Annotated in this window: 16 protein-coding genes, 1 other RNA gene and 1 pseudogene; 12 read left to right on the top strand and 6 right to left on the bottom strand. The window is 68.9% G+C overall.

The features are described 5' to 3' along the window. Window positions 1-179: 179 nt before the first annotated feature. From FMP39_RS28660 to FMP39_RS28650, 3 genes are all read right to left on the bottom strand, one after another. Window positions 180-350, bottom strand: a complete 171-nt coding sequence (locus FMP39_RS28660; RefSeq protein ID WP_228558411.1) for a hypothetical protein — start codon at window positions 348-350, stop codon at window positions 180-182. Between the two features lie 106 nt (window positions 351-456). Then, window positions 457-1,455, bottom strand: coding sequence for a serine/threonine-protein kinase (locus tag FMP39_RS28655; RefSeq protein ID WP_090492852.1), 999 nt, complete (start codon window positions 1,453-1,455; stop codon window positions 457-459). Next, window positions 1,452-2,342: a lipopolysaccharide assembly protein LapB gene (locus FMP39_RS28650; RefSeq protein WP_228558410.1), complete on the bottom strand. Its 891-nt coding sequence runs from the start codon at window positions 2,340-2,342 to the stop codon at window positions 1,452-1,454. Before FMP39_RS28650 ends, FMP39_RS28655 begins: the two co-directional genes overlap by 4 nt. A 249-nt stretch (window positions 2,343-2,591) precedes the next feature. Between FMP39_RS28650 and ssrS the strand changes: the two genes are divergently transcribed. The 5 genes from ssrS to FMP39_RS28625 all read left to right on the top strand — a co-directional run bounded on the left by ssrS (window position 2,592) and on the right by FMP39_RS28625 (window position 6,731). After that, window positions 2,592-2,787, top strand: a non-coding RNA gene (gene ssrS / locus FMP39_RS28645) — 6S RNA. 19 nt (window positions 2,788-2,806) lie between these two features. Further along, entirely contained in the window at window positions 2,807-3,430 is a 624-nt protein-coding gene (locus FMP39_RS28640; RefSeq protein ID WP_002639727.1) for a 5-formyltetrahydrofolate cyclo-ligase, read from the top strand. Continuing rightward, a complete protein-coding gene (locus FMP39_RS28635; RefSeq protein WP_141593306.1) occupies window positions 3,427-4,215 on the top strand; it encodes a TIGR00282 family metallophosphoesterase in 789 nt (262 codons plus the stop codon). The genes FMP39_RS28640 and FMP39_RS28635 overlap by 4 nt, the downstream gene beginning before the upstream one ends. 56 nt (window positions 4,216-4,271) lie before the next feature. Then, the gene (tyrS, locus tag FMP39_RS28630; RefSeq protein WP_141593305.1) at window positions 4,272-5,534 is read left to right on the top strand and encodes a tyrosine--tRNA ligase; all 1,263 of its coding nucleotides are present in this window, start codon (window positions 4,272-4,274) and stop codon (window positions 5,532-5,534) included. Window positions 5,535-5,630: 96 nt separating this feature from the next. Then, window positions 5,631-6,731 carry a hypothetical protein gene (locus FMP39_RS28625; protein ID WP_228558409.1) on the top strand — a complete coding sequence of 367 codons (1,101 nt, stop codon included), beginning with the start codon at window positions 5,631-5,633 and terminating at the stop codon, window positions 6,729-6,731. 38 nt (window positions 6,732-6,769) lie between these two features. Here FMP39_RS28625 and FMP39_RS28620 read toward each other — a convergent pair whose 3' ends face one another. Then, window positions 6,770-12,802, bottom strand: a complete 6,033-nt coding sequence (locus FMP39_RS28620; RefSeq protein ID WP_141593303.1) for an alpha-2-macroglobulin — start codon at window positions 12,800-12,802, stop codon at window positions 6,770-6,772. 48 nt (window positions 12,803-12,850) lie between these two features. Beyond that, on the bottom strand, window positions 12,851-13,492 hold the full coding sequence (locus FMP39_RS28615) for an RlmE family RNA methyltransferase (RefSeq protein WP_090492839.1): 642 nt from the start codon (window positions 13,490-13,492) through the stop codon (window positions 12,851-12,853). A gap of 75 nt (window positions 13,493-13,567) precedes the next feature. Between FMP39_RS28615 and FMP39_RS28610 the strand changes: the two genes are divergently transcribed. The 3 genes from FMP39_RS28610 to dctA all read left to right on the top strand — a co-directional run bounded on the left by FMP39_RS28610 (window position 13,568) and on the right by dctA (window position 15,730). Continuing rightward, complete coding sequence (locus FMP39_RS28610) at window positions 13,568-13,990, top strand: hypothetical protein (protein ID WP_141593302.1); 423 nt, start codon at window positions 13,568-13,570, stop codon at window positions 13,988-13,990. A gap of 59 nt (window positions 13,991-14,049) precedes the next feature. Then, the gene (locus FMP39_RS28605; RefSeq protein ID WP_090492998.1) at window positions 14,050-14,337 is read left to right on the top strand and encodes a hypothetical protein; all 288 of its coding nucleotides are present in this window, start codon (window positions 14,050-14,052) and stop codon (window positions 14,335-14,337) included. 103 nt (window positions 14,338-14,440) lie between these two features. Then, entirely contained in the window at window positions 14,441-15,730 is a 1,290-nt protein-coding gene (gene dctA, locus FMP39_RS28600; protein ID WP_228558408.1) for a C4-dicarboxylate transporter DctA, read from the top strand. A 10-nt stretch (window positions 15,731-15,740) separates the two neighbouring features. Here dctA and FMP39_RS28595 read toward each other — a convergent pair whose 3' ends face one another. Beyond that, complete coding sequence (locus FMP39_RS28595) at window positions 15,741-16,880, bottom strand: acyl-CoA dehydrogenase family protein (protein WP_011553025.1); 1,140 nt, start codon at window positions 16,878-16,880, stop codon at window positions 15,741-15,743. Between the two features lie 295 nt (window positions 16,881-17,175). Between FMP39_RS28595 and FMP39_RS28590 the strand changes: the two genes are divergently transcribed. From FMP39_RS28590 to FMP39_RS28575, 4 genes and pseudogenes are all read left to right on the top strand, one after another. After that, on the top strand, window positions 17,176-18,297 hold the full coding sequence (locus FMP39_RS28590) for an efflux RND transporter periplasmic adaptor subunit (protein ID WP_090492833.1): 1,122 nt from the start codon (window positions 17,176-17,178) through the stop codon (window positions 18,295-18,297). 35 nt (window positions 18,298-18,332) lie between these two features. Continuing rightward, window positions 18,333-21,473, top strand: a complete 3,141-nt coding sequence (locus FMP39_RS28585) for an efflux RND transporter permease subunit (protein WP_141593300.1) — start codon at window positions 18,333-18,335, stop codon at window positions 21,471-21,473. Beyond that, window positions 21,473-22,072, top strand: coding sequence for a MarR family winged helix-turn-helix transcriptional regulator (locus tag FMP39_RS28580; protein WP_141593299.1), 600 nt, complete (start codon window positions 21,473-21,475; stop codon window positions 22,070-22,072). The genes FMP39_RS28585 and FMP39_RS28580 overlap by 1 nt, the downstream gene beginning before the upstream one ends. Window positions 22,073-22,179: 107 nt before the next feature. Continuing rightward, window positions 22,180-22,506, top strand: a pseudogene (locus tag FMP39_RS28575) (hypothetical protein); the annotation flags it as partial.

The following is a 22,506-nucleotide window of genomic DNA, read 5'->3' as shown; positions in this document are numbered from 1 at the left end:
ACGCTCGACCGCCAGAAGAAGCGCGCGCAGGAACACTTTCAGCGAGCTCCGTTTTCGAGAACTAACAACCCGGATGCGCGGGGCCAAGCCTCTGCATCGGACTCCAGGGCCTGGTCACGCGCCAGATGCACGCTGTTGGACACGCGCGAGGTGAAACCCGCGCTTCATGCCCTGCGTCGCTACCAGGACTGCTCCGGAAGCGACTGCTCGCGAACGTCCTCATCGGGCTGCCCGTAACCGGGCATCCCATCTTCTCGGGCTTCGTCCGCCTTGGAGGTCCGCGGACGCTTGCGCTCCTCGGGCTCGGGTGCGGACTGCTCCGGCTTCTGCTGCTTGGGCTCGTTGGCCATCTGGATTCCTCCCCCCACGCGACACCGCGCGCGGCGGAAGGAAAGGTCGTCATCGTCCTGGGAGGTGGGCAGGAACGGTGGAGCGGACAACAGGGTGCCCGTTCCCCTACCCCGCGCGCGAGCCCGGCGTCGGCGGCGTCCCGCTGGGCGACGGCGCGGCGGGCACCTCGTCACTGGCGCCGAAGAGACCACGCACCACGGCGGCGATGGCCAGCGGCGTTCCCACGCGTTCGTCGTAGTGGGGCGTCAGCGCCTGGGCGAACTCCTCCGCTGTCGGGAAGCGGTCCTCGGGACGCTCCGCGAAGGCCCGGGCCACCACGGCCTCCAGCGCCTCCGGGATGTCGGGCCGCAGCTCCCGCAGGGGACGGTACTGCCGGGCGCGAATGGCGTTGAACACGGCGTCCGGCGTCGTGCCGGTGAAGGGGCGCTCCAGCGTCAGCAGCTCGTAGAGCACCACCGTGGCGGCCCACAGGTCCGCCTCCGGGTTCACCTCGCCGAGCAGCGATTCGGGGGACAGGTAGTAGGGCTTGCCCAGCACTTCGCCGCCCTGGAGCTTGCCGTCCACCAGCACGCGCGACACGCCGAAGTCGCCCAGCTTGATTTCGCCCACGCGGGAGATGAAGAGGTTGGACGGCGACACGTCGCAGTGGACGATGCCCAGCCGCTCGCCCTGGGGCCCCGTGGCGGAGTGCGCGTACGCGAGCGCCTCCAGCAGCACCTTGCCCAGGTACACCGCGAAGTCGAGCGGCAGTGGAATCCCGCGCACCTTGCAGCGCCGGAGGATCTGCCCCAGGTCGCGGCCGTCCACCAGCTCCATCACGATGAAGTAGATTCCCTCCAGCGCGCCGGCATCCAGCACCGTGACGATGTTGGGGTGGTGGAGCTGCTTGGACAGCTGCGCCTCGCGGGCGAACAGCGACACGGACTCCGGATCCCGCGTCAGCGCGGGCAACAGGCGCTTGAGCGCCACCGTCCAGCCCTCGCGCGGGCCGGACAACACCCGGGCCCGGTACACCTCCGCCATCCCGCCCTTGCCCAGCACGGAGAGGACTTCGTAGTTGCCGAAGACCCGCGTGGTCTTCTGCGGGGAAGTCGGCTGGCTCACGGCGTGGTGTTTCCAACCCCCGCCGACGGGCGGACGGGAACCCGCTTCCGGGTCCGCTGCTGTTGCATGAGCGTTTCGATGTCCTTGATGTCCTCGCGCAGCGCCTGCTCCGCCACCGCTTCCGCCGCGCGGCCCGCGGGCATCCAGCCCTGCTCGAAGGCCTTGCGCAGCGACTCGCGCGAGCGGTTGCGGTTGCCTTCGCGCTGATACGCATAGGCCAGCCACAGGTGGACGTCCGCGCGCCCCAACGCCCTGCCCGCCTCCAGCGTCTTCACCGCGCGGCTCACGTCATTGAGCATCAACTGGCTGGCCCCCAGGCCCACCACCGCGGCGGCGCTGCGGGGGTCCTTCGACAGGGCCAGCTCGAAGTGGCGCTGCGCCACGCCCGCGTTGCCCGCAGCCAGTTGGCGCTGCCCCTCCTCCAAGGGTGACACCTCGCCCTGCCGGCCCAGTCCCGCGGCCACCTGCGCCGCGGACGAGTTCGCGCCGTCCGCCGTGGACGAGGCGGCCACGGCCGTGGTCGCTGAAGCCGCGCGCCCCGGCGCCACCGCCTCCGCGTCCCGGGACAACGGCCGCAGGAGCAGGAGGGAGTCGTTCTTCAACACCGGCGAGCGGCAACCGTCCTTCAACCGGAACAGGGCCGTCATCACCCCATCGTCCGGGTTGAACACGACCAGCGCGGGCTGATTCACCCGCGGCTCACAGTGGGGCCCCAGCTGACAGAGCAACACCTGGCCCACCAGGACGTTGTCCTGGAACTCGCCAGAGAGCACCTCCGTATCGGGTTCGAATCCGCAGGGTCCGCCAGTCGCGACCCCCACCAGCTGGTCTCCCTGCATGCGCATGGACACCACGCCATAGGAGTCACCTTGATAGGAGCTCGACACCGTGGGCGGTCCCGCCCACGCGAGGCCGGAGGCAACGGAAAGAACCGTCGCAAGACCCTTGTTCAATAGCGAGGGCGGCATATGTGGGTGGATTCGGGCTCTTTCCATCATAGAGGTCCCGCGCCTGCCTTGTAAACGCGCGAGGATGCCTTGACCCCGCCGCCCCCCGTCCTTATCATTTCCAAAGACTCTGGCGGGAATTCCCAATAGATTCGAGGATTTGGAAGCACTGTAGCTTTGTTCAAGGGCTGTCCCCTGCGGGGCGCGTGATGCTCGGCAGAAATTCGAACCGATACGTCCATTCCGGGGTCCGTTTCGGTCTCCATGTGCAAGCCCTCCCTCCTCACGGGGGATGAGGGAAGCCTGCGGAGGCATGACTTCGGTCCCCACCTGGCTTTTGAGGGTTCAATGGACGCCGGGCACACGGCCATGCTGCGGGGGACTTTTTCTTTGGAGCGGCGTCGGTGAGCGAGACGGTGGTGGAAGAGGCGGCGGCGAGGAAGCAGACCCTGCGAGAGGAGCTCACGGCGCGCCGGAAGGCGATGACGCCGGACCTCATCGATACGCGGGGGCTCAAGGTTCAGTCTCGGTTTCTGGCGGCACCGTATTATCAGAAGGCGCGCACGGTGGCGTTGTACGCCCCCATTCGGGGGGAAGTGCCAACCCGGGATATCCTGATTGCGGCGTTGCAGGACGGCAAGATTGTCTGCTACCCGCTCTCACATGTTCACGGGCGGATTCTTTCGTTCCGTGCCATCAAGTCGGAAAGCGAGCTGGAACCGGGACGTTTGGGGGTGCGTGAGCCCACCAACTCCGCGGACCTCATCGCGGTGGACCAGATTGACCTCTTCGTGGTGCCGGGCCTGGGCTTCACCCGGGAAGGCAAGCGGCTGGGGCGCGGGGGCGGTTACTACGACGCCACCCTCCGCGCGGCCAGTCAGCGCAGTCGTCGGGTGGGCCTGGCCTTCAATGACCAGGTCGTCCCCGTGCTGCCCACGACCGGGGATGACGTCGACATGGACCTGGTCGTAACGGAGTCTGAGTCCCTGCGCGGCCTGTACCGCGACTGGGACTTCCTCGATACGTGAAAGTCCTCTTCATGGGGGACGTGGTGGGCCGCCCGGGTCTCCAGGCGGTCCGCACGCTCCTTCCGAGGGTCCGCGCGCAGCACGGCGTGGACGTGGTGGTCGCCAACGCGGAGAACAGCGACCAGGGCTCGGGCATCACTTCAGAGACGGCCCACTACCTGCTCGACAGCGGCGTCCAGCTGCTGACGAGCGGTAATCATTTCTACTCCAAGAAGGCCATCCTCCCCTGGGTGAAGGAGCATCCGGACCTGCTCCTGCGTCCGGCCAACTACCCCAAGGGCACGCCAGGCAAGGGCCACGGCCTGGTGAAGCTGCCGGATGGGCGTGCGCTGGGCGTCATCAACCTGGAGGGGCGCGTCTTCATGCGCACCGAGGCCAGCCCCTTCGAGGTGGTGGAAGGGCTGGTGGAGGAGCTGCGCCAGCAGACGCCCTGCATCCTGGTGGACATGCACTGCGAGGCGTCCAGTGAGAAGAACGCCATGGGCGTCCACCTGGATGGGCGGGTGTCCGTGGTGGTGGGGACGCACACGCACGTGCAGACGGCGGATGAGCGCATCCTCCCTGGTGGCACGGCCTTCATCACGGATGTCGGCATGTGCGGGCCGCTGGACTCCGTCATCGGCATGAAGAAGGAGTCCTCGCTGGCGCGCTTCCTGGGCAAACCGGCGCCCTATGAGGTGGCGGAGCGGCTCGTCTACCTGCAAGGCGTGGTGGTGGACATCGACGACGCCACCGGACGGGGCCGGAGCATCCACCGCGTGCGTGAGCACCTGCCAGGCACCTGAAACCCGGTGGAGGAAGTGCGTCCACGGCTGGCGCACTTCGGGTAGCTTGCGGCGCCATGAATCCGGACGCGCTGCGCAAGGCGACCCCCGAGGAGCAGTTCGAAGAAGTGACCCGTGGCACGGTGGACCTCCACGTGCCCGAGGACCTGAAGAAGAAGCTTCAGTACTCGTATGACACGGGCAAGCCGCTGGTCATCAAGGCGGGCTTCGACCCGAGCCGGCCGGACCTGCACCTGGGCCACTCGCTGCTGCTCACGCGCATGCGGCGCTTCCAGGAGTTCGGCCACACGGTGGTGTTCCTCATCGGTGACTTCACCGGGTTGATTGGCGACCCGACGGGCCGCAACGCCACGCGCCCGGCGCTCACGCGCGACGAGGTGAAGGCCAACGCGGAGACCTACAAGAAGCAGGTCTTCAAGGTGCTGGACGAGTCCAAGACGCAGGTGCGCTTCAACTCCAGCTGGCTGGACTCGCTGGGGACCGAAGGGATGATCCGCCTGGCCTCGCGCTACTCCGTGCAGCGCATGCTGGAGCGCGACGACTTCAAGAAGCGCTTCCGCAGCGAGGTCTCCATCTCCATCCACGAGTTCCTCTACCCGCTCCTGCAGGGCTACGACTCGGTGGTGCTCAAGGCGGACGTGGAGCTGGGCGCGACGGACCAGCTCTTCAACCTGCTGGTGGGCCGCCAGTTGATGAAGGAAGAGGGCATGGCGCCCCAGGTCATCATGACGGGCCCCATCCTGGAGGGCCTCAACGCGAAGGCGGTCGACGGGAAGATTGTCGGCGACAAGATGTCCAAGAGCCTGGACAACTACGTGGGCATCGACGAGCCGGCGGACACCATCTTCGGCAAGTTGATGAGCATCACCGACGACCTGATGTGGCGGTACTACGAGCTGCTCTCCGCGAAGACGCGGGCGGAGCTGGCGGAGATGCGCGCCCAGGTGGAGTCCGGCGCGCTGCACCCCAAGGCGGTGAAGGTCGGCTTCGCGCAGGAGATGACGGCGCGCTTCCAGGGCGAGGCGGCCGGGAAGAAGGCCGCCGAGGACTTCGAGAAGCGCTTCGCGAAGAAGGAGCTGTCCACGGACGAGCTGCCCCTGGTGGAGGTGTCCCTGGGCGGCGCGGAGAAGCTGCCGGTGACGAAGCTCCTGCCGGAGTCGAAGCTGGTCGCGTCCGCCACCGAGGCGCGCAAGCTGATGGCGCAGGGCGGCGTGCGCGTCAACGGCGAGAAGGTGCAGGACGTCAAGGCGGAGCTGGGCGCCGGCGAGTACACGGTGCAGGTGGGCAAGCTGAAGGCAGCCCGCGTGAAGCTCGGTTGAATCTCCGGCCGGTGACAGCCGTCGCAGGCGCAGGACATGCCCCCCTGCCCCTCCTCTGAGGGGCACGGCGGGGACTGCTGTAGACTCCCGTGCGCCATGCGTCTTTCCCTCCCCTGTCTCGCCCTGTTGCTGGGTGCCTCGCTGCCCGCCCTCGCGGGCCGCGGCGTCTTCGTGTCCGACGTCACGGTGGACGCACTCGAGCAGCCCGAGTCCCGCAAGGTCGTCTTCACGGTGGAGGCCGGGAGGCCCTACCCCCTGCTGAAGAAGGGCGGCCCCAACCGCGCCTGGTGCAAGCTGAGCGGCGCGTCCGCCGAAGGCTGGGTGCTGTGTGAAGGCGCGCCAGAGTCCACCGCGCCGGCCGCTCCGACCGCGGCGGCCCTGGTGGCCGCGGACCGGGCCCACTCGGCGCGGCAGGTGACGATGCGGGGCCCCGCGGGCCGCGTGGCCGCGCGTGACGCTGACAACGACGGTGACGAGGAGCTGGCCGGCTCCGCGAGCTGGAAGCCGGCCACCGGCTGCGCGACGACGTGTGACAGCGCGCCCCTGTTCGCGAAGCCGCCGCCCTTGTCCGCCATGGACCGCGAGGTGTTGGACTTGTGCCCCGCGCGCCCCGACGTCAGCGTGAGTGAAGGCGACGTGCGGCGCTTCCTCTCGCGCCACTACGACGACCCGCGCCTCCAGCGAGCCCTCTCCGTGGCGGGCCGGCCCGGCGCCCGGCAGGCCAACATCGACTGGCTCACGGGCCTCTGGGTCAGCACCGGGCCTCGCAACGCCTTCACGCACGTCTTCTGCGGCGACGACTGGCAGCGAGGCCCCATTGGCGGCCTGCACTTCCTGCCGCGTTATGCCCAGCTCGAGGCGGAGGGCCGCCTCTGCTACCAGGGCCCGGTGCGCGGCGCCGGGGCCTTGAAGGGTGACGCCTACCTCATCCGCTTCAAGGGCGTGGCGCCCTGGTCCTGCGGTGAGAAGCGCGTCGGCGGCTTCTCACGCGCGCCGGACGCGGTGGGCCTGGTGTCCATTGGCACGCGCGCCTTCGCCCGGTGCTGCGCGCGGGGCGGGGCCAAGAAGGAAGGCGGCGTGTACTCGGCGCCGGACCTGGGCGGGACGAACTGGCGCATCTGGTGCGGCACGCGCAATGGCACCTACGGCATCGCCACCCTGCATCCCACGGACGACAAGGCCACCTGCGGGGAATGAGCCCGGGCTGAAGGGCCCACTCCCCGGGGTGGACCGCGCTACTTCGCCGCGCCCACCGTGAGCACCGCCCCGGCCGAGTACGCGGTGAACTCCGGCGCGTACATGGACTGCACCGTGGCGGGGCCCACCTTGAACTGGCCGGCCATGTTGGCGCGCAGCCGGTACTTGAAGGTGTACTCACCCGCGGGCAGCTGCTCGAAGAAGAAGTTGGTGCCGGAGTCCCGCGTCTCCTCGTACCAGACGATGCCCAAGTCCCAGCGGTGACGGGACTGCACGTTCTCCGGCTCCAGGCCCGCGGCGCGCGGATCTCTCAGGTGCACGTACTCCGCCGCGTGCTTCGCGCGCAGGGAGAGCTGCACCTCCACTTCGTCTCCGGGGAGCACCACGGCGCCCTCGGCCAGCGGCACGAGCCTGGCGTCCTTCCCCTGCCGCTCACGCAGGAAGTAGCGCCGCGACACCTGGAAGAAGTCCCCGCGGTCGCTGTCCGGCAGCTTCTCCGTGGAGAAGTGCCACGTCGCGGATGCGAAGGCGAAGCCCGGCGTCGTCTTCTCCACCACCACCGAGCTCATCGTCGCCGGGTTCAACTCCGGCCCGGGCACGACGACCTGGTTCTTCTTGCCCGTGTACTCGTCCGGCGCGAAGGACATGCGCACCACGCGCGGGCCCACCGTCACCTGTGCGTCCTCGCGCACGCCCAGCGCGCCTTCCGCCTGGAGGTACTTCACCAGCGCGTACACCGACTCCGCCGTGGCGCGAGTGGACTTCCAGTGGTTGAGCTTCTTGTTCAGCAGCAGCCACTGGACCAGGCCCTCGCGGCGCGCGTCCTTCGGATTGAGCTCCGTCAGCGTGCGCAGCGCGAAGGCGTGCGTCTCCGTGGTGTCGTTGTACCAGAGCCAGCTGCGGTCCTCCTGCGCCCAGTAGGTGCCCAGCTCGGGACTCGTCTTCGCCGAGTCCATGACGCTCTCCCAGACGCGGTTGGCGTCCGCGCCGCGCCCCGCGCGCTTCAGCGTCAGCGCCAGGTAGCCCTTGAGGTAGGGCGAGTGCTTCTTCCAGTGCTTGTAGCTGAACGCGAGCATCCGCGCCCGCTCCGCCTCGGTGAGGGCATCACCGGTGTAGCTCGCGTTCGGATACGCGGACGCCGTGTAGTTGAGGAACGTGAGGAACTCCCAGCCGCGCTCCTCCTTCATCAGCTTCGTCGCGTACTCCTCGCGGAAGTGCCGCGCCAGGTAGCCCCAGGCGCCCCGGGTGATTTCCGGCGGGACTTCCACGCCGAACTCCATCGCGCGGGAGAGGCCATGCACGATGTAGAGCGTCATGTACGGCGACGGAGGCCCCCCGGCCCACCAGGGGAAGCCGCCGCTGGACGTCTGCGCCTTGCGGAGCTTCGCCAGCGCGGACGTGCGCTCGGCGGCGGCGACCTTCGGGTCCAACACCTTCACCAGACCGGCCTCCGGCCCGGCGCCGCCCTTCGCCATCTCCAGCCAGGGCGTCTCCTCCAGCGCCATCTTCCGGTTGGGGTCCACCGCGTCCCACGTCTCCAACTGGGTGGGGCGCTCGCTCAGCTGTTTGGCCATCCGCGCCACCGACGGGTACTGCCCGTACAGGCTGGACAGGATGCCCGTCGACACGAAGCGGTTGAGCGTCTGCTCCGTGCACTCGTAGGGGTAGTCCACCAGGTACGGCAGCGCCTGGAGCGCCGAATAGAACAGCTGCGTGTCCACCGTGACGACCAGCTGCTCGTTCACCCGCGTCGGGTCGCCGCCCGCGCGCAGGTCCTCGAACTGCATCGTCTTGGAGTCCTTGCCCTTCAGCGTCACGAAGCGCGACTGCGCCAGGTGCATCCGGCCCGGCAACACCGGCAGCGGGCGCAGCTCACCATCACTGTGGTTCTCCGAGCGCGCCACCACCCGGAAGGCAACGGGCCCCACCCGCGTGGGCGTGGTGAGCGGGAAGCGCAGGCGCGTCCCCTTCCCTGCCTCCACGCGGAAGGACTGCGACGCCTTCTGGACGCCGAAGTCCGACAGCACGCTCTTCTGCAGCTCCAGGTCCTGGATGTCCAACGTGAGCGTGCCCTGCATCGGGCGCGACGCCGCGTTGTTCACCATCACCTCCAACACCGCGCGGTCGCCCTCGCGCAGGAAGCGCGGCACATAGGGGCGCACCATCAGCTCCTTGACGCTCCGCGAGGTGCGCTGGAGCGAGCCACCCTTCAAGTCACGCGTGACGGCGTGCACCCAGACGCTCCACGCCGTCACCGAATCCGGCACGGTGAACTCCAGCGTCGCCGAGCCATCCGCCCCGGTGAGCACCTGGGGCGCCCAGAACGCGGTCTCCGCGAAGTTGGAGCGCAGCGGCTGCGGCGCGTCCGGAGTCGCGCCTCCGCTGCCAAAGCGTTCTTCCTTGTCCGCCTGCATCTTCGCCTCGGCCCGGGCAGGCGCCTCGGCGGGCGGCGGGGGCGGCGGCGCACCCGGAGCCGATGCCGTGGGCATGGCGGCCCTTGGCGCGGCGCCCTCCCGCACGCCGCCCATTCCACCGCGAACCATCTGCCGCATCCGCCGCCGACCCGGGCCGCCCACCTCGAAGCCATTCCCGAAGAGCAAGGCGTCAGGCGCAGGCGGTGTCCAGCCCGGCACGTCGCCATATCGCGCGTTCACCACCCACCGGGTGTCACCCATGCTCGCCGACGGCAGCATGTCCACGTGGGCGTGCCGCTGGGGATACAGCGACGCCACGCTGGGCGGCGTCTGCTTCGCGAACAGGTCCAGTGACTGGTCATACATGTACGCGAGCAGCTCGGCGGTGCCCGCCTCCACCTTCGCGCCCTTCGGCCCCTTCACCGTCACGCGCCAGGTCTCCTTCGCGCCCGGGCGCAGGGTGTCGCGGAAGGTGGCGAACTCCAGCTGCAGCTCCTTGTCGTCCCAGGGCACGAAGATGGACTTCGAGAAGAACAGGAACTGGTAGTCACGCACCGTGGACAGCGCCACGGTGAAGCCGCCGCGCAGCTCCGCCGTCACCGGCACCTCTACGACTCCGGAAGACTGGCCCGCGGTGAGCTTGCGCCGGGAGATGAGCCGCTCGCCCTGGTAGATGTCGAGCAGCAGCGGCTGTCCCTTGAACCCCGAGACGGCCATCAACCGCGCCACCTCCCCCACCCGCGCCGTCTCCCGCTCAGCCACCAGCATCGCGGGCACCGCGAGGGGCGTCGTCTTCCCGGCCACCACCAGCTCGCGCCCCACGGTGTACTTCTGACCGAAGGCGTCCGTCGTCTCGTAGTGGAGCCGGTACGCGCCCGCCTTGAGCGATGGCAGCTTCAGCACGGCCAGGCCCTCGGCGTCGTGCTGCACCGAACCGGTTGCCTGTTCGGCCCCATCCGTCCAGCCGCGAATGGTGGACTCCGGCGAATACGCGCCGAACCACCGAGGACGCAGATTGTCTCCAGGCGTGGGCGTGAATACCGCCTCGGGGTCCTTGTACTCCGGCAGGCCGGCGGGCTCGTCCGCGGGCAGCAGGGGCTGCGCGGGCTGATTCAGCGCCACCAGCCGCCACTTGCCCGGCCCCGGCTGCGGTGCGCCATCCAGCGTGGAGCGCGTCAGCCGAACCTCGGCCGCGGCGCCCTCGCGAAGGAACCCCGTGTCCAGGTCCACGCGCGCCTCCACGGCGACGAAGCCCAGCCGGAAGGCCCGGCTGGCCGAGCGCGTCTCACCGCCTTCGTCCGTCGCGTCCGCCTCGATGCGGTAGTTCCACGTCAGCCCCGGGGTGGCCGCGGACCGCTCATCCGCCTCGGGGGTGAAGCCGATGGTGAAGCCTCCGTCCGCGCCCAGCGGCGACGTGCCCGTCGCCACCACCTGCCGCTGCGAGGGCCCGGACGGCGGGCCCCACCACCACCAGGGAAGCACCGGCTCGCGGTACGCACGCCACCGCACGGAGCCGGACGTCACCGGCATGCCGAAGTAGTAGCGGGCCTCGCCCTGGAACGTCGCGGGCCGGTTGAGGCGCAGCTGCGCCTTCGCGTCCTTCAGCGTCACCTCGAAGGTGGGCCGCTTGTACTCCTCCACGCGAATCGTCGCGCGGCCCCCCGCGCTCACAATCACGGACCACGCCCCCAGCATCCGGCCGGTGGGAATCGTGAACTCGCCCGCGGCGGAGCCGAAGTCGTTGGTGCGGACCTCCCGGGACTCCACCACCTGGTGGTTCGGGTCGAACAGCGTCACCTGGAGCGGGCGGTCCGCCAGCGTCTGGTAGCGCGCCTGCTCGCCCCGGCCGCTGAAGGCCACCGCCTTCCACAGCACCTTCTGCTGGGGCCGGTACACCGCGCGATCGGTGAAGACGAGCGCCGATTGGACCTCCCCGGGCTGATAGCGCTCGTAGAACGGCACCTGGCCCGGGTGCAGCAGCGCGTTCCGTCCGACGCCGGCCACCAGGACGTAGCTGCGGTAGCCATCGCCCGGGACCGAGTCGAAGGTGGCCGCGCCGTCCGCGTCCGAGAGGATGCGCGCCGCCTCCTTGAAGCCCTGCTTGTAGTCGACGCGGATGAGACGCAGGGGAACCTTCGGCACGGGCTCGCCGGTGTCGCCGTCCACCAGCCGCACCTCCAGTCGGTCCCCGTTCGAGGGCCGCGTGACGATGACCCAGGGCGTCACCGTCAGGTACACCGCGACGATGCGGTTGTTCGTCGCGCGGAAGTCCTCGTGGGCGGAGGCCATGATGACGTACGTCCCCCGGGCCGTGAGCGGCGGCGTGACGAAGGTGCGGTGCTCCCGGAAGTCCTCCGTCTTCGGCAGCGGCACGCTCCAGGTGGCCACCGGACGCTGGCCCTTCACCAGAGCCTTCAACGGCGCGCTGTCCGGCATGAGGTTGTAGTCATCCACCTGGGCCAGCCGCTTCTCCAGGTCCACGGAGTACGCACGGAAGTGCAGCATGGACACGTTGCGGTGGGTGACCTCGACGGAGCGGCGGCCCGGCCCGTCCGACGCCAGCGAGCCCATGCTGAACTCGGGCGCCTCGATGGCGGCCATGAGCACGCGGCAGCGCTGCGCCCCCGTGGACTGGGGGTAGGTGGCCGCGCACGCCTTCGCCAGCGAGTGGGCACGCACGGCGTGGTCCGCCACTCGCTCCATCTCCACGAGCTGGGCCTGCCCCATGGTCGACCAGGGCACGTCGCGGAACGCGGGCAGCAAGGCGGCCAGGTGTTGCCGGATGCGGGTCCGGTCGGCCGTGTCCGTGAAGTGCTGGTGCAGCACCGTGTAGCGCTGCAACCGGGCCTCCAGCGCCGACTCGCGCCGCCCCGCGGACTGGTGCCACGCCTCCAGGTCCCCGAGCACCGCCGCCACCTTCACCAGCGGATGGACGCCGGGGTCCGTCAGCGCCACCTTGGGCGTCCCCTCCAGGAGCGCGCCCAGGTCCAGCCGGTACACCTCATGGGCCTGCTCGGGCCGCCAGTGCGAGCTGTCCGCCAGCAGCGACACGCGCAGGTACGACACGGCATCCCGCAGCGTGGAGCGCAGCCCCTCCGGGTAGGTGTTGGGCTTCACGTACTCGGACAACGCCTTCAGGGGCTCACCGCCGAGTTGCTGCCGCTGCTTCCACACCTCCTCGTAGGCCCGCTGGGCCTCGGTCAGAATCTCCTCGTAGGTCCACGCCTTGAGGTCCACCGGCCCGGAGGACGCCACGGACTCGCGCTGGCGCACCTCCCAGCCGTAGACCTGCGCATAGGCGACGAGCGCATTCGCATAGAAGAGGTTCAGCGTCGCGCGAGGCAACGTGCCCTTGGGCCAGGGCTGCTCGCGCAGGAAGCGCACCGCCGTCTCGTAGCCATGCAAGTCGGTGCGCAGTTGCACCGTGCGCACCAGCGCGCGCGTCCACTCGGCCTCGTCGCCCTTGGACTTCGCCTGCGCCAGCCGGGCCTCGGCGCCCTGGGCGGCGGCCTCCAGCTTCTGCTCTTCGACCATCCCCTCGATGGCCTTCCACGAAGGCGGCGCCTTGCCCTGCCCCAGCACGGGCGAGGTCAGCAGCAGCAGGGTGAACAGCCAGAAGCGAACAAAGGGTGCGCGGGTCCAGGGGGTCCGATGCATGTCGGCACTCTAGACACAGCCGGACACCCGAACGTTCCACAATGAACGTCAGTTCGCCTCCGGGGCCTCTGGCGCACGGCGGCGAAGACCCACCAGGTAGACCTCCATGCTGGCGCCGCGGGTGGCTTCCGGCCGGACCACCTTCACCTCTTCGAAGAGGGCGCGGATCTGGTTGCGGAAGTCCTCGAAGTCCCGGCCCATGAAGACCTTGGCCACGAAGGACGACCCGGGCCGGCCCCGCGCCGCGGCCAACTCCAGCGCCTTGCCCGCCAGTCGCAGGCTGCGCGCCTCGTCGGTGGCCTTGATGCCGCTCGTCTTGGGGGCCATGTCGGAGATGACGGCGTCGAAGGGGCCGGCGTGGAGCTCGGTCAGCTTCGCGTCGAAGTCGTCCGCGAGCACGTCCAGCACCGCCGTCTGCACGAAGGGCTGGCTGAAGGGACGGATGGCGACGATGTCCACGCCGATGACGCGGCCCTTCGGCCCCACGGCGTCCGCCAATATCTGGAGGAAACCTCCCGGCGCAGCCCCCAGGTCGAGCACGACGTGCCCCTTCTTCACCATGGGGAAGCGCTTGATGAGTTCATCGACCTTGAAGGCCGAACGTGCCCGCAGGCCCTCTTGCTTGGCCTTCTGGAAATAGTGGTCTTTAGGACGGTAGGGCTTGCCCATGTCAGAGGGGCTCCCTAGCATCCGCTACTGTCTTCGGGAAGCCGGAGCAGTCGCGGGTGTCACTCCCCGTGCAACGGCCAGTCCGGAGGACGTAGGATGGGCACGACCCGGAGCGTGATGACGGCGCTGTGCATCTCCCTGCTGTCGGCTGGGGGCGCCGCCTACTGCTACACCCGCGCGGACGCCCTCCAGGTGCAGGGCCAGTGGCTGATGGAGCGTGGCACCGCCCAGGCGGAGGACTACGCGGCCCGGTTCGACGGCGCCGCGGCGGACGCTCAGTTGAAGACGTTCGCGGAGCGCCGGGCCATCCTGGAGAAGGCACACGTCTGGCAGCGCGGGATGCTGCTGGGCGTGCTGCTCGCCGCGCTGGCCACCGTCTCCGCGTACCTCCTGTTCCTCCTCAAGCGGCTGAACGACCAGTTGCTCGACGCCACGGGCGGCGGGGCACACGAAGGCACCGCCCGGGAGTCCGCCTCCCCGGAGCCCGTCCAGGCGTTGATGCCCAGTCCGCAGCGCTGAGCGCTCGCCGTCAGGCGCGGCCCGCTGGCACAATGGCGTCCCCGTTTCATGGAGAGGCCATGCCCGGCTGCGCGCACTGTGGACACCCACTGGACATCATCGCGAACCAGGTGGGCCGGCGTGACGAGTGCCCCCACTGCGGCGAGGACATCCGTTCGTGCCGCAACTGCCGTCACTTCGACCTGGGTGTGGCGAAGGAGTGCAAGGAGCCCTTCGCCGAGGTGCCCAAGGACAAGGACGGCGCCAACTTCTGTGAGCTGTTCCAGATTGGCGAAGGCGGCATCCATGAGAAGGAGAGCCGAGACGCCCTTCTGAACGCCGCGGAGGCGCTGTTCCGCAAGAAGTGACGCAGCCCGCCACCCGAAGCCCCCGCGGTCCGCCGGCGCCTGGCGCCAACGAAGCGCCGAACCGGGGCGCTATAGTCCGCGGCCTCCCGAGAGAGGGGTGCGGATGCGGTGGTTGAAGAATCTGTACGTCCAGGTGCTGCTGGCCATCGCGGTGGGCATCATCCTCGGCTGGCTGCGACCGGACCTGGGCGAGTCCATGAAGCCGCTGGGCGACGGCTTCATCAAACTGGTGAAGATGATCATCGCACCGGTCATCTTCCTCACCATCGTCGCGGGCATCGCGAAGATGGGCGACCTCAAGCACGTGGGCCGCATCGGCCTCAAGGCGCTCATCTACTTCGAAGTCCTGACGACGCTGGCGCTCGTCGTGGGCATGGTGGTGGTGAACACCCTGAAGCCCGGCGCGGGGATGAACATCGACCCGGCGCAGATCGACACCTCCGGCATCACCCAGTACCGCGCATCCGCGTCGCAGCAGGGCACCATCCCCTTCCTCCTGGACATCATCCCGCATGACTTCCTGTCGGCCTTCACCGAGGGGAAGCTGCTCCAGGTGCTGCTCGTCGCCGTGCTGACGGGCGTGGCGCTCACCCGCCTGGGCCCCATGGGACAGCGCGTGCTCGACTTGTCGGATGACCTGGCGCAGGTCTTCTTCGGCATCGTCGGGATGATCATGAAGCTGGCGCCGCTGGGCGCGTTCGGCGCCATGGCCTTCACCGTGGGCAAGTTCGGTGTCGAATCGCTCAGCTCCCTGGGCCGGCTGCTCATCGCCGTCTACGTCACCTGCGCCCTCTTCGTGTTCCTGGTGCTGGGGCTGGTGGCGCGGCTGTCCGGCTTCTCACTGTGGAAGCTGCTGCGCTACATGCGCAGCGAGCTGTTGCTCGTGCTGGGGACGTCGTCATCGGAGTCCGCGCTGCCCCGGCTGCTCAAGCGGCTGGAGACGCTGGGCTGCGACCGGGGCGCCGTGGGACTGGTGCTGCCCACCGGGTACTCCTTCAACCTGGACGGGACGTGCATCTACCTGACGATGGCGGCCATCTTCATCGCCCAGGCGGTGAACGTGGACCTCTCGCTGGGCGAGGAGCTCACCTTGCTGGGCGTGCTGCTGCTGACGTCGAAGGGCGCGGCGGGCGTGACGGGTTCGGGCTTCATCACCCTGATGGCCACACTGGCGGCGCTCAACGGCAAGGTGCCCGTGGAAGGCGTGGCCCTGCTGCTGGGCGTGGACCGCTTCATGTCCGAGGCCCGGGCCATCACCAACGTCATCGGCAACACGGTGGCGACGCTGGTGGTGTCCAAGTGGGAGGGCGTGCGTGACGACACCGTCATGCACGCCGAGCTCGACAGCGGGCCCAAGCCCCTGGAAGGGATGAGCCTGGGCCAGGGCGCCTGAGTGCGCGGCGCTAGAAGCCGTAGATTTTCGAGATGATCTCCTTCATCACCTCGGAGGTGCCGCCGCCGATGGTGATGAGGCGCACGTCGCGCCACATGCGGGCGATGGAGGTCTCCTCCACGTAGCCCATGCCGCCGTAGAACTGCTGGCAGTCGTAGGCCACGCGCTGGGCCAGGTCGCCCGCGAACAGCTTCGCCATGGAGACCTCCTTCACCGGGTTCTCCTTCCGGTCGAAGAGGTCCACCGCGTGGTACGTCAGGCGCTTGGCCGCTTCGATGGCCGTCAGGTGCTCCACGAACTTGTGGCGCCACACCTGGAACTTCATCAGCGGCCGGCCGAAGGCCTCGCGCTCGTTGCCGTAGCGGATGGAGTCCTCCACCATCCGCTCCATGCCCGCCACCGTGGTGATGGCGCCCACCAGGCGCTCACCCTGGAAGTTGGTCATGATGTGGTAGAAGCCTTCGTTCTCCTCGCCCAGCACGTAGCGGGCCGGAATCCGGCAGTCCTCGAAGTAGAGGACGGCGGTGTCCGAGGACAGGTTGCCCACCTTGTCCAGCTTCTTGGAGACGCCGAAGCCCTTCACGTCCGTGGGGAACGTCACCAGGGAGATGCCGCCGTAGCCGGCCTCGCCCGTGCGTACCGCCAGGGTGATGAAGTCCGCCCGCGTGCCGTTGGTGATCCACATCTTCGAGCCGTTGATGACGTAGTCATCCCCGTCCCGGCGCGCCGTCGTCTTGATGCTGGCCACGTCCGAACCGCACCCCGGCTCGCTCACGCCCAGCGCGGCGATCTTCTCGCCCTTGAGCGCCGGCTCCAGGAACTCGCGCTTCTGCTCGTCCGTTCCAATCTCGTTGATGATGGGCGTGGCCATCTGGCTCTGCACCAGCAGCGCCATGTTCACGCCCGCGTTGAGGCTGCGGCTCAGCTCCTCCGCGAACACCGTCACGTACCAGTAGTCCAGCCCGCTACCGCCGTACTTCGGGTCGTGGTTGATGCCCAGGAAGCCCAGGTCCCCCGCCTTGCGGAACAGCTCCTTGGGGAAGATGCCCGCCCGGTCCCACTCGAGGCCGTGTGGGGTCATCTCCTTCTCCACGAAGCTGCGCACCGTGTTGCGGAAGGCCTCGTGTTCCTCGGTGAATGGGTGGGGCATGGGGTGTCCTCGGCGCGAAAGGATTGATTCTTGAATCAATAACAGGGGCCTCTAGGTGCCACAAGCACCGCCTCCCCGGCACACCGCTCCCCTCCTTCAGGCCAGCGGACGGATGCACCGCGTCGTGTCATTTTCCCCTGCCCGCTCGGCGGACGGCCGTTAGACGTGCCGGAGGAAAGATAGTCCGCACTCCGGAGTATCCCCTTGACAGACAGTTCAGAGACTGTAGTTTCCGGGCCGCAGACTTTCCATGTAGAAGCCGGCTCGCAAGTGTCTCCCTGGGGCCAGGCGCCCCGTGACCGGCAGGAGCAGGACGACCGTGATTCGACGCATGTGGATGGCCGCGGCAGTGGCAGCGGTGGTGACGACGGGCTGTGGCAAGGCCAGCAACAAGCCGGCCCTCCCCGAGCAGACGGGTCCCGCGGCATTGGGCGTGCGCGCCATCACTCCGGCCACGGAGTTGAGCGCCGACGTCACCCGCGTGACGGGGCAGATCCGCTCGAAGAACGAGGCGGTCCTGGGGCCCCAGGCGACCGGCACCATCTCCAGGATGAACGTGCGGGTGGGCGACAAGGTGAAGAAGGGCCAGGTGCTGGCATCGCTGGACGCCTCCAACGTCGCCATCAGCGTGGAGCAGGCGCGCGCGGTGAAGCAGGCCGCGGACGCGGCGCTGGAGCTGGCCACGTCCTCCCTGGAGCGCACCCGGAAGGTGGCGGAGTCCGGTGGCGTGGCCGCCGCGGGGCTGGATCAGGCCGTGATTGGCCAGAAGCAGGCCGCCGCCCAGGCCGCCCAGGCCGCCGCCGGGCTGCGGCTGGCGGAGGAGATGCTGCGCGACCACTCCATCATCGCCCCCTTCGACGGCGTCATCACGGCCCGCACGAAGAACGTCGGTGACTCGGTGGCGATGACGCCCTCCACGCCCGTGTTCAGCATCGTCGACACGACGGGGCTGGAAGTGCGCGCGCAGGTCCCCGAGTCCGTGGTGGACAAGGTCCGCGTGGGCAGCAAGACGCAGGGCACGGTGAGCCCCAGCGGCGCGCGCTTCGACGTGCAGGTGGCCGTCGTGGGCGCGGTGGTGGACGCCTCCAACCGCACGGTGGAGGTGCTGGCGGACGTGGTCGGTGAGCCGTCCACGGCGCTGCGTCCCGGCGCCCTGGTGGAGCTGGACTTCTCGACCGTGAATCAGGCCGACGACGACAAGGGCCTCTTCCTCCCCACCCAGGCCGTCAGCGCCCGGGGCCAGGAGGGCTTCGTGTGGGTGGTGCAGGACGGCACGGTGCGCAAGCGGGATGTGCGCGTCGAGCGAGTGCTGCCTGGTTACGTCCGCATCCTCCAGGGACTGGGCGCCGACGAGCGCGTGCTCGCCGACTCCTCCCTGGACGTGAAGGAGGGCACGGCCGTCCGCGTAGTGCAGTGACGCCTGCCCTCCCCTCTCAAGTTCGGAGCTCCTGAATGCTCAAGACATTCATCACCCGCCCTGTGTTCACCGCGATGCTGATGCTCGCGGTGGTCGTTTTTGGCATCAATGCCTACCCACGCATCGGCGTGGACCAGTTCCCCGACGTCGAGTTCCCCGTCGTCACCGTCACCACGGTGCTGCCCGGCGCGGACCCGGAGTCGATGGAGAAGAACGTCAGTGACCCGCTGGAGGAGGCGCTCAACACCCTCAACGGCGTGGAGCAGTTGCGCTCCATCAACCTGGAGAGCGTGTCCCAGATCGTCGTCCGCTTCACCCTGGACACCAAGGTGGACGTGGCGTCGCAGGACGTGCGGGACCGCGTCCAGGCCACGCTGAGCAAGCTGCCGACGGAAATCGAGACGCCGGTGGTGGAGAAGTTCGACATCGGCGCGGCGCCCATCATGACGCTGTCGCTGTCCGGCGCGCTCCCCATTGAAGAGATGACGCGCGTCGCCGAGGACGTCGTGAAGCCCGCCCTCCAGCGTCAGCCGGGCGTGGGCAGCATCGACGTGGTCGGTGGCCGCGAGCGCGAAATCCAGATCGTCGTGGATCCGGAGCGGCTGCGTGGCTTCGGGCTGGCCGTCAGTGACGTGAGCCAGGCCGTGCAGGCGCAGAACCTGGACGTCCCGGGTGGCCGCACCATGGACAGCGGCCGTGAGCGCGTGGTGCGCCTGACGTCCGAGGCCAAGAGCGTGGACGAGCTGCGCAACATCATCATCGCCAGCCCCAACGGCGCGCCGGTGCGCGTGCGTGACGTGGCCGACGTGGTGGACGGTCCGGAAGAGGCGCGCTCCAGCGCCAAGAGCGGTGACCGCAGCGCCGTGGCGCTGGTGGTGCGCAAGCAGTCCGGGTCCAACACGGTGCAGGTGGCCGAGTCCATCAAGGAGTCCCTGGGAGAGGTCAACAGCCTGCTGCCCGAGGGCGTGCGCACGGAGCTGGTGACGGACAACTCGCGGTTCATCCGCTCGTCCATCGCCGCGGTGCAGTTCGACCTGGTGCTCGGTGGCTTCCTCGCGGTGCTCATCGTGCTGGTGTTCCTGCGCAACCTGAACTCCACGCTGGTGGCCGCCATCGCGCTGCCGGTGTCCGTCGTCGGTACCTTCGCCGTCATGGCGGCCCTGGGCTTCACGTTCAACGTCATCACGATGCTGGCGCTGACGCTGTCCATCGGTCTGCTCATCGACGACGCCATCGTGGTCATCGAGAACATCGTCCGTCACCTGGAAGAGGGAAAGACGCCCATGCAGGCGGCGCTCGAGGGCGCCAGCCAGATCGCGCTCGCGGTGTTCGCCGTGACGCTCGCCATCGTCGCCGTGTTCATCCCCGTGGCCTTCATGGACGGGACGATGGGCATGTTCTTCTACCAGTTCGGCGTCACGGTGGCCGTGGCGGTGCTCATCTCCTACGCCGTGTCCATGACGCTCACGCCCATGCTGTCGGCGCGCATGCTGAGCCACCATGGCAACCCCACGGGCATCTCCGCGGCGGTGGAGAAGGTGCTGGTCGCCACGGAGACGGGCTACCGGAACATCCTGGCCAGCATCCTGCGGCACCGGGCCATCACCCTGGTCATCGCCGTGGTGGTGCTCTTCGTCACCCTCTTCATGGCCAGCTTCCTGAAGTTCACGTTCATCCCGGAGCAGGACAACGGCAACATCAAGCTGGCGGTGGAGCTGCCCATCGGCTCCACGCTGCAGGATACGCAGGCGGAGCTGGACGCGCTGGACGCGCAGGTCCGCGCCCTGCCCGGCATCGACTCCACCTTCGCCACCGCCGGTGGCGGCGTGCAGGAGGAAGTGCACAAGGGCGAGCTGCTCATCAACCTGGTGCCGCTGAAGGACCGCTCCTTCAACCAGGGCGAACTGAAGACGTACCTGCGCGGCGCCATCACCCCCCGCAGCGGCGTCACCGTCACGGTGCAGGACGTCGCGGCCGTGGGCGGCGGCGGCGCCCGCACGCAGCAGATCCAGTTCAACCTCCGCGGTGACAACTGGGAAGAGGTGGTGAAGGCCGCCGAGCAGGTGCAGGGCGCCATGCGCCAGAATCCGGGCCTGGTGGACGTGGACATGACGTTCCGCTCCGGCAAGCCGCAGTACGACGTCAAGGTGGACCGCGAGCGCGCGGCCAGCCTGGGCGTCCCGGCGGCCTCGCTGGGCGCCACGCTGCGTGCCTTCCTGGGCCGCGACAAGTTCGGCGACTACCGCGAGGGTGGCGAGACGTACGAAATCAAGGTGGCCCTGCCGCCGCAGACGCTGGCCTCCGCCGACGCGCTGGGCAAGCTGACCGTGCGCAGCATGACGGGCCAGTTGGTGGAGCTGCGCAACTTCGCGACCATCACCCCCGCCGACGGCCCGGTGCAGATCGACCGCGAGTCGCAGAAGCGGCAGATCACCCTGCTGGCGAACCTGGCCTCGGGCTACGCGCTGAGCGATGGCATCAACTTCCTCAACGCGTACGCGGAGAAGGAGCTGCCCAAGTCGGTCATCTACGACTTCGAGGGTAACGCGAAGGAGATGGGCAAGGCCGTGGCGGCCTTCGGCTCCGCCCTGCTGCTGGGCATCATCCTCATCTACATGATTCTCGCGGCGCAGTTCGAGAGCTTCGTCCACCCCTTCACCATCATGATGTCGCTGCCCTTCGCCCTCATCGGCGCCATTGGCGGTCTGCTCGTCACCGGTCAGGCCATGTCGATGTTCGCCCTCATCGGCATCATCATGCTCATGGGTCTGGTGGTGAAGAACGGCATCCTCCTGGTGGACTTCACGCTGCAGTTGCGTGAGGAAGGCAAGACGGCGACGGAAGCCCTGCTCCAGGCCGCTCCCGTGCGTCTGCGTCCCATCCTGATGACGACCATCGCGATGATCGCCGGCATGATTCCGGTGGCCGTCGCCAAGGGTGACGGCGCGGAGACGCGCGCGCCCATGGCCATCACCATCATCGGCGGTCTGGTGACGTCCACGTTCCTCACCCTGGGCGTGGTGCCGGTGGTGTACTCGCTGATGGATCAGCTCACCGAGAAGTTCAAGCGGCGCAAGGGTCCGGACGCGGCCTCCGGTACGCCGCACGCGGTGGGTCCGAAGCACGGCGCTGAATCGCCTTCCGTGGCCGCAGCGGCCCGGGTGGAGACGGCCTGATGCGGCGGCCGGATGACAAACCGGCCGCGCTCGCGAATCGGCGCGGCGACCCGGGTACGGAGGGCCAGGACCCTCCCGAGGACGGTGGCTCCGAGGAGAGCCACGGTCTGATGGAGGAAGACGTCGAAACCTCCACGCCCGAGTCGCGGCGCCTCCACGAGTTGCTGATTGAGTTCAGCCGCTACCGCTCCCTGAAGAACCCGCTGGCGGGCATCTGCGAGGACCTCCAGCTCACGCCCACGCAGATGCATGCGCTGTCGTGGCTGGGGAACGACGGTCCGGTGCAGGTCGGCGTCCTGGCCCTGCGGGTGGGCATCACCCGGAAGACCATCACCGGTGTGGTGGACCGCCTGGAGAGCATGGGTCTGGTGGAGCGGACCCGGGACGTGGAGGACCGGCGCGCCGTCGTCGTGCGCCTCACCGAGCAGGGGAACAGCGTCTTCGCCCGCATCGACCGGGGCATGGACGCGAGCTTGCGGCGCGTGCTGAGCCTGATGAGCCCTGAAGACCGCGACGCCGTGTTCGGCATCCTCGAGCGGATGCTGGCGCGCCTGACAGCCGAGGCGGAATCGGCCAGCGGCGACTCCCAGGCGAGCTGAGCTTTACCCTCACGCGCGCCGGCCCATGCTTCGGGTCGGCGCGCGGAGGACGTCGCGGGTGTCGCTGGCGCGACCGAGCGAATAAGCTCCCCCCGGCTGCCCACCGCATGACGATGACCGCCATCCTCCTCGTGAGCCTCACCATGGGACTGGGCGCCGCCGCCCCGGCTGGCGCGCGTGCGGAGGTGACGTGGCCCTCGGCGGCGCCGTCCACAGTCCAGCTGCGGGCCCCCGGGAGTGCGGCGCCTCCGTCCGACGTGTCCTCGCTGCTGGCCTCCCGGTGCAGGCAGTGGGCCGCCACGCCCGACAACCCCTGGGCGCTGGCCCATGGCCTGGCGCTGGACGGCCGGGACTTCCGCACCCGCGATGGTCAGCCCGCGGCGGACGCCATCATCGCGCGCTACCTGCGCCGGACACCGCCCCCGTCCCACTCC

This window comes from Myxococcus sp. AB056 (genome assembly GCF_006547365.1).
GTDB classification, from domain to species: Bacteria; Myxococcota; Myxococcia; order Myxococcales; family Myxococcaceae; genus Myxococcus; species Myxococcus virescens.
The sequence above is the reverse complement of the archived record's forward strand: the minus strand, read 5'-3'. Positions and strand labels throughout refer to the sequence as shown.

Coding starts and splice junctions, on each gene's coding strand:
- FMP39_RS28660 (WP_228558411.1), bottom strand. CDS start 350: ATGGCCAACGAGCCCAAGCAGCAGAAGCCGGAGCAGTCCGCACCCGAG.
- tyrS (WP_141593305.1), top strand. CDS start 4,272: ATGAATCCGGACGCGCTGCGCAAGGCGACCCCCGAGGAGCAGTTCGAA.
- FMP39_RS28625 (WP_228558409.1), top strand. CDS start 5,631: ATGCGTCTTTCCCTCCCCTGTCTCGCCCTGTTGCTGGGTGCCTCGCTG.
- FMP39_RS28620 (WP_141593303.1), bottom strand. CDS start 12,802: ATGCATCGGACCCCCTGGACCCGCGCACCCTTTGTTCGCTTCTGGCTG.
- FMP39_RS28615 (WP_090492839.1), bottom strand. CDS start 13,492: ATGCTAGGGAGCCCCTCTGACATGGGCAAGCCCTACCGTCCTAAAGAC.
- FMP39_RS28610 (WP_141593302.1), top strand. CDS start 13,568: ATGGGCACGACCCGGAGCGTGATGACGGCGCTGTGCATCTCCCTGCTG.
- FMP39_RS28605 (WP_090492998.1), top strand. CDS start 14,050: ATGCCCGGCTGCGCGCACTGTGGACACCCACTGGACATCATCGCGAAC.
- dctA (WP_228558408.1), top strand. CDS start 14,441: ATGCGGTGGTTGAAGAATCTGTACGTCCAGGTGCTGCTGGCCATCGCG.
- FMP39_RS28595 (WP_011553025.1), bottom strand. CDS start 16,880: ATGCCCCACCCATTCACCGAGGAACACGAGGCCTTCCGCAACACGGTG.
- FMP39_RS28585 (WP_141593300.1), top strand. CDS start 18,333: ATGCTCAAGACATTCATCACCCGCCCTGTGTTCACCGCGATGCTGATG.
- FMP39_RS28580 (WP_141593299.1), top strand. CDS start 21,473: ATGCGGCGGCCGGATGACAAACCGGCCGCGCTCGCGAATCGGCGCGGC.